We start from the raw sequence: 5,208 nt of genomic DNA, 5'->3' as shown, positions 1-5,208 counted from the left end.
CGCTGGTGGTGATCAACAAATTCTCGAAGCAGGAAGCGACCGGCAAGGGGCTGCGCAACGAATTCGCCGAGGCCATCGTCGCCGGACGGCCGCTCCTCACCGCGGTGCCGGAGAAATGCGCCGACGCGTGGCGCGAGTTCATCGGCGACGAGGGCGCGGAGCTGCCGTGCAGCCGCGCAGCGATCGAGACATGGTGGGCCGGCCTCGCACCGCGACTAGCGACGCCATCGGCCTGCGGCACGAACGCTGATGAGCGCGCGCACAAGACGATCTGTTGAAGGAGCCTTCGGCGATGGCGAAAGTGGTGTTCTACGAGAAGCCCGGTTGCGTCGGGAACGCGCGGCAGAAGGCGCTGCTCATCGCATCCGGTCACGAACTCGAGGTTCGCAACCTGCTGGCCGAGCCGTGGACGCGCGAGACGCTGCGGCCATTCTTCGGCGACAAGCCGCTCATCGCCTGGTTCAACCAGTCGTCGCCGAAAGTGAAAGCCGGCGCGATCGATTTTGCCGCACTCGGCGAGGAGGCGGCACTCGCTCTGATGATCGAGGATCCGCTGCTGATCCGCCGCCCGCTGATGCAATCGGGCGACCGCCGCGAGGTCGGCTTCGATCAGGCCACCGTTCACGCCTGGCTCGGGCTGCAGACTGGCGCACCGCGCGTGTTCGACGGCTGCGCGATGGACGATTAACCGCCGGCTACTTCGGCTTCCATCCGATCAGATCGATCAGCGCCGATAGTCCGGCGTGACCGGCGCCTTCGACGATCTCGCTATCGTGCTCGCGAATACTGAGATTGTCGAAATCGCCGAACGCCTGCTCCAGCAGTTCGCAGGTGTAGAGGTTTTCGGCGCGGCTCGGACCGCCGGTCTTGTAGACGAGTTGCTTCGGGCGATAGCCCTCGATCAGTAAGAGACCGCCAGGCTTCAGCGCGTCGCGGATCTGCTGAAAGATCTGCGGGCGCTGCTCCGGTTCGACAAACTGGAAGAAGATGCCGGCGATCACGTCGAATCCGTCCGACCACTGCCAGCTCAAGAGATCGACGGTTCGGGTTTCGACCGTGACGCCGCGCGCGGCTGCGAGCTTGTGCGCCTTGGCCTGCGCGGTCGGCGAGAAATCGACCGACAATACGGAGAGTCCGCATTCGGCCAGGAAAACGCCGTTGCGCCCCTCACCATCGGCGATCGCCAGCGCGCGCCCCTGCTTCGGCAGCAGATCACGGCACGACGCCAGAAAAGCGTTCGGCGCAGTGCCGAACAGATAGCCGTCGGCGGAAAAACGGCTCTCCCACATGTCGAAATGTTCGGATGCCATGATGCCGGTTCTCCTTCCAACACGCTGCACTGCTGCGCCAGCTTGGCGGCGGCACGCGCGCCTTCGCAATGCCCGCTTCCTTGATGCCCGATCGGCCGCGCTGCCGCGGTGACATCGTCACAGACCGCCGGGTCATAGCATGCGACGCATCGCCCGGAGGCGACACGGCGCGCGCCAACGAGGATACGCGAGGATGCGCAACATCACCATCATCGGCTCGGGCTTTGCCGGCCTCACCGCCACCCGCGAGCTGCGCAAGCATAACATCGACGCCACAATCACGATGATGTCGCCGCGACGGGAACTGCACTTCCTGCCGAGCTCGATCTGGATTCCCGCCGGCCTCCGTCAAGCAGAGCGGCTGAAGGTGCCGCTCGACAGTTTCTTGACCAAACACCGGATCGACTTCGTCGAAGCCTCCGCCACAGGTCTGAAGGACGGCGGCCGCATTGTCGTCACCGACCGCGGCGAACTGCGTAACGATCATCTGATCATCGCGACCGGCGGCCGCTTCATCCGCAAATTGCCGGGTATCGAGCACGCGCTGATCCCGTGCGAAGGCATCAAGGTCGGCGAAGAGATCGGGCGTCGGCTCGACGCGCTGAAGGGAGGCACCATCGCGGTCGGCTTCGCCACCAATCCGAACGAGCCCGGCGCGATGCGTGGCGGGCCGATGTTCGAGTTCCTGTTCATCATCGATGCGCTGCTGCGCCGGCAAGGAAAGCGGCCGGGCTTCGAGATCGTGTTCTTCAGCCCCGCGCCGCGCCCCGGCGCGCGGCTCGGCGAGCGCGCGGTCGACGGGCTGCTGCAGGAAATGAAAAACCGCGGCATCGCGACCCGACTCGGCCGCAAGATCCTGCGGTTCGAAGAACGCAAAGTGGTGCTCGACGGCGGCGAGATCGACGCCGACCTGATCCTGTTCATGCCGGGTCTGACCGGTCCGGCCTGGCTCGAGAACACCGACCTGCCGCTATCGGCCGGTGGCATGATCAAGGCGGACGAGCTGTGCAGGGTCGAGGGGCTGCCCAACGTCTGGGTCGCCGGCGACGCCGGTTCATTTCCCGGCCCGGACTGGATGCCAAAGCAGGCGCATCAGGCCGATCTGCAGGCGATTGCGGTCGCGGCCAACATCGCCGCGATCGAATCGGGACAGCAACCGATCACTCGCTTCAAGCCGGAGCTGGTCTGCATCGTCGACATGCTCGACTCCGGCATGCTGGTGTTTCGCAATCAGCACTTCAACTTCGTCGGACCGAAGATGAAGCTGTTTCATTGGCTGAAGCGCTTGTTCGAACGTCACTACCTGACGACATTCCGCTGACGACCGCATCGGCGCTCAGCCGACAAAATGGAGACGAATGGCCCATGAGCGTGAAGACGATTTCGCCGATCGAAGCCCACCGCCTCGTGACCGACGGTTGTGCGGTGCTGGTCGACGTGCGCGAGCGTCACGAGATTGCCCGCGAACATATCGACGGCGCGATCGAACTGCCGCTGACCGGTTTCAAGCACGGCGATCTCGGCGCGGCACAGGGACGCAAGGCGATCTTTTTCTGTCATTCTGGCGGCCGGACGCGGATGTATGCGGGCCAGATCGAAGCCAAGGCGAGCGGCGTCTGTGAGCCTCACGTGCTCGGCGGCGGCATTCTGGCGTGGCGCAAGGCCGGCTTTCCCACCGTGCAGGGGCCGAAACCGCCGGGCCTGTTTCAGCGGTTGTTCGGCCGCAAGCCGGCTGACTGAACCAGCGCGTCTTTTAGGCGTCGACGCTCTGGCGCTGACGGCGTGGCGCGGACGCAGCTTTCGCGCGCAAGGCTGCCGCGGGTCTGTCCTTGTCGCGATCTTTGCGACAGAAGGTGGCGTGCAACGCCAGGATCAGGCTGCGGACCTCTTCGCTGGCCAACGAATAGAACACCTGCTGCCCCTCGCGCCGTGCCTGCACCAGCTTTTCGCTGCGCAGCCGCGCGAGCTGCTGCGACACTGTCGGCTGCCGCTCGTCGAGCAGCTCGGTCAGTTCCGACACCGACTTCTCGCCTTCGGCGAGCTGACACAGCATGATCAGCCGCGACACGTTCGACAGCGTCTTCAGAAACTCGGCCGCCACCACGGCATTTTCGCGTAGCTCGCGGGTATCGACACGCCTCAGCGCCGGAGAGGTCTTTCGGGCTCCGCTGGCCGCAGCCATCAAGGGATCTCCGCTCAATTCATGATGGACGCTGAAGACGCATGCACGAGGTCTGCGACGTCGACCGCGCGCGCTCCACGCAGCGATATTCGAAGCCCCTCCATACCCGTGTTGCAACAGATTGTCAGCCCGTCGGCTTGTGCCGATGAGGATCGCCCATGGGGCGTTGCCAGCCGGCAGGGCATTGAAGCGGTCACCGGCTCGGGCTATTGCAGCCGTGGAAACGCTCGAAAAACAACAATGCAACAACCACAAAGTCACTTCTTTCAATCCCACGGCCTGCGCCTGCACTATTGGGACTGGGGCAACGCCGCCGCGCCGCCACTGCTGCTGATTCATGGCGGCAAGGACCACGGCCGAAGCTGGGATGGCCTCGCCCGCGCACTACAGCCGCACTTTCACGTGATTGCGCCGGATCTGCGGGGCCACGGCGATTCCGACTGGGCGAGCGGCGGCAGCTACGCGCTGCCGGAATACGTCTATGACCTGACCCGCCTTCCACCGCTGGCCGATGCTCCGCCCGCGACCGTCATCGGCCATTCGATGGGCGGCATGATCGCGATGCTGTATGCGGGCACGTTTCCAAAGAAGGTGAATCGGCTCGTGGTCCTCGATGGCGTCACGATCCGGCCTGACGCGAAGATGGCTGCGGTCCACGAGCGGATGATCAAATGGCTCGGGCAGCTGGAGCGGCTGGAGGGCCGCGAGCCGCGCCGCTACGCAACGATCGCCGACGCTGCGGCGCAGATGCGCGCACACAACAAGCGGCTGACGCCGGAGCTGGCGTTGCATCTCGCCACCCATGGGACGCGCAGCAACGACGACGGCAGCTATTCGTGGAAGTTCGACCCGTATCAACGGGTGACGGCGCCGCATCGGCTCGCGCCGCAGGAATACGCCGAGCTGTGGGCGCGGATCACTTGCCCGACGCTGCTGCTGTTTGCCGGCGAGAGCTTCATCGATCCGGCCCAGGCGGCCGAGGCTTCGCGCAGCTTCAAAGACGTTCGCGCCGAGATCGTCGCCGACGCCGGCCACTGGCTCCAGCACGACCGGCCGGACGAGGTGCTGCGGCTGATTTCGAAATTCGTCGACCTTCCGTCCGAGGCTTGACCGACTAACTTCCTCTCCCGTCCTTGCGAGGAGGCGAAGCCGACGAAGCAATCCAGCTCAGTGCACAATGTCTGGATTGCTTCGCTTCGGTCGCAATGACGGGGAGAGGCGGAGCACCGCAGCTACGGCGCCAGATATTGCAGCAGCCGAGGATCGTTGCGGACTTCATCGGCTGTGCCCGTGAGAGCGACGCGTCCGCGATCGAGCACGAAGGCGTGGTCGGCAACGCGCAGGGCGAGGTCGAGATGCTGCTCGACGATCACCACGGCAATCTCTTTTGCCAACGCGATCAACCGATCGGTGATCTCTTCGATCACACCGATCCATACCCCCTCGGTCGGCTCGTCGAGCAACAGCACGCTCGGCTCCGACAGCATCGCACGGCCGATCGCCAGCATCTTGCGCTCGCCGCCAGACAACGTGCCGGCGATTTGGTCAAGCCGCTGGCCGAGCTTGGGAAACATCTCCAGCACACGGTCGACCGCGCGGCTGTCTTTATTCGTCAGCGCCCCGACCGCAAGATTGTCGCGGATCGTCAGCCGCGCAAACACCGGGTGGTCTTGCGGCACATAGCCGAAGCCGGCGCGGACCCGCTGTTCGGTCGGC

Annotated in this window: 8 protein-coding genes; 5 read left to right on the top strand and 3 right to left on the bottom strand. The window is 64.9% G+C overall.

Going from position 1 to position 5,208, the window contains the following annotated elements:
* Both DYI24_RS20595 and DYI24_RS20590 read left to right on the top strand, forming a co-directional pair.
* On the top strand, nt 1–278 hold a 278-nt coding region (locus DYI24_RS20595; protein ID WP_164573638.1), incomplete at its 5' end, for a DUF2478 domain-containing protein.
* Between the two features lie 14 nt (nt 279–292).
* A complete protein-coding gene (locus DYI24_RS20590) occupies nt 293–688 on the top strand; it encodes an ArsC/Spx/MgsR family protein (RefSeq protein ID WP_164573637.1) in 396 nt (131 codons plus the stop codon).
* Nucleotides 689–695: 7 nt separating this feature from the next.
* On the opposite strand, the gene DYI24_RS20585 is transcribed toward DYI24_RS20590, so the two are convergent.
* Complete coding sequence (locus DYI24_RS20585) at nt 696–1,310, bottom strand: SAM-dependent methyltransferase (RefSeq protein WP_164573636.1); 615 nt, start codon at nt 1,308–1,310, stop codon at nt 696–698.
* Between the two features lie 193 nt (nt 1,311–1,503).
* Here DYI24_RS20585 and DYI24_RS20580 point away from each other — a divergent pair, with 193 nt between their 5' ends.
* A complete protein-coding gene (locus DYI24_RS20580) occupies nt 1,504–2,631 on the top strand; it encodes an NAD(P)/FAD-dependent oxidoreductase (RefSeq protein WP_164573635.1) in 1,128 nt (375 codons plus the stop codon).
* Nucleotides 2,632–2,675: 44 nt separating this feature from the next.
* On the top strand, nt 2,676–3,050 hold the full coding sequence (locus DYI24_RS20575; RefSeq protein WP_164573634.1) for a rhodanese-like domain-containing protein: 375 nt from the start codon (nt 2,676–2,678) through the stop codon (nt 3,048–3,050).
* 13 nt (nt 3,051–3,063) lie between these two features.
* On the opposite strand, the gene DYI24_RS20570 is transcribed toward DYI24_RS20575, so the two are convergent.
* Nucleotides 3,064–3,492, bottom strand: coding sequence for an ArsR/SmtB family transcription factor (locus DYI24_RS20570; RefSeq protein ID WP_164573633.1), 429 nt, complete (start codon nt 3,490–3,492; stop codon nt 3,064–3,066).
* Nucleotides 3,493–3,732: 240 nt separating this feature from the next.
* On the opposite strand from DYI24_RS20570, the gene DYI24_RS20565 reads away from it, so the two are divergent.
* Nucleotides 3,733–4,602, top strand: a complete 870-nt coding sequence (locus tag DYI24_RS20565) for an alpha/beta fold hydrolase (protein WP_164573639.1) — start codon at nt 3,733–3,735, stop codon at nt 4,600–4,602.
* A gap of 122 nt (nt 4,603–4,724) precedes the next feature.
* On the opposite strand, the gene DYI24_RS20560 is transcribed toward DYI24_RS20565, so the two are convergent.
* A partial coding sequence (locus DYI24_RS20560; protein WP_164573632.1) for an ABC transporter ATP-binding protein occupies nt 4,725–5,208 on the bottom strand: 484 nt, incomplete at its 5' end.

The sequence above is a fragment of the Rhodopseudomonas sp. BR0C11 genome (assembly GCF_010820945.1).
GTDB classification, from domain to species: domain Bacteria; phylum Pseudomonadota; class Alphaproteobacteria; order Rhizobiales; family Xanthobacteraceae; genus Rhodopseudomonas; species Rhodopseudomonas palustris_H.
The sequence above is the reverse complement of the archived record's forward strand: the minus strand, read 5'-3'. Positions and strand labels throughout refer to the sequence as shown.

Bases quoted from the DNA above. Each gene is read 5' to 3' on its own strand.
- DYI24_RS20590 (WP_164573637.1), top strand. From the start codon at position 293: ATGGCGAAAGTGGTGTTCTACGAGAAGCCCGGTTGCGTCGGGAACGCG.
- DYI24_RS20585 (WP_164573636.1), bottom strand. From the start codon at position 1,310: ATGGCATCCGAACATTTCGACATGTGGGAGAGCCGTTTTTCCGCCGAC.
- DYI24_RS20580 (WP_164573635.1), top strand. From the start codon at position 1,504: ATGCGCAACATCACCATCATCGGCTCGGGCTTTGCCGGCCTCACCGCC.
- DYI24_RS20575 (WP_164573634.1), top strand. From the start codon at position 2,676: ATGAGCGTGAAGACGATTTCGCCGATCGAAGCCCACCGCCTCGTGACC.
- DYI24_RS20570 (WP_164573633.1), bottom strand. From the start codon at position 3,492: ATGGCTGCGGCCAGCGGAGCCCGAAAGACCTCTCCGGCGCTGAGGCGT.
- DYI24_RS20565 (WP_164573639.1), top strand. From the start codon at position 3,733: ATGCAACAACCACAAAGTCACTTCTTTCAATCCCACGGCCTGCGCCTG.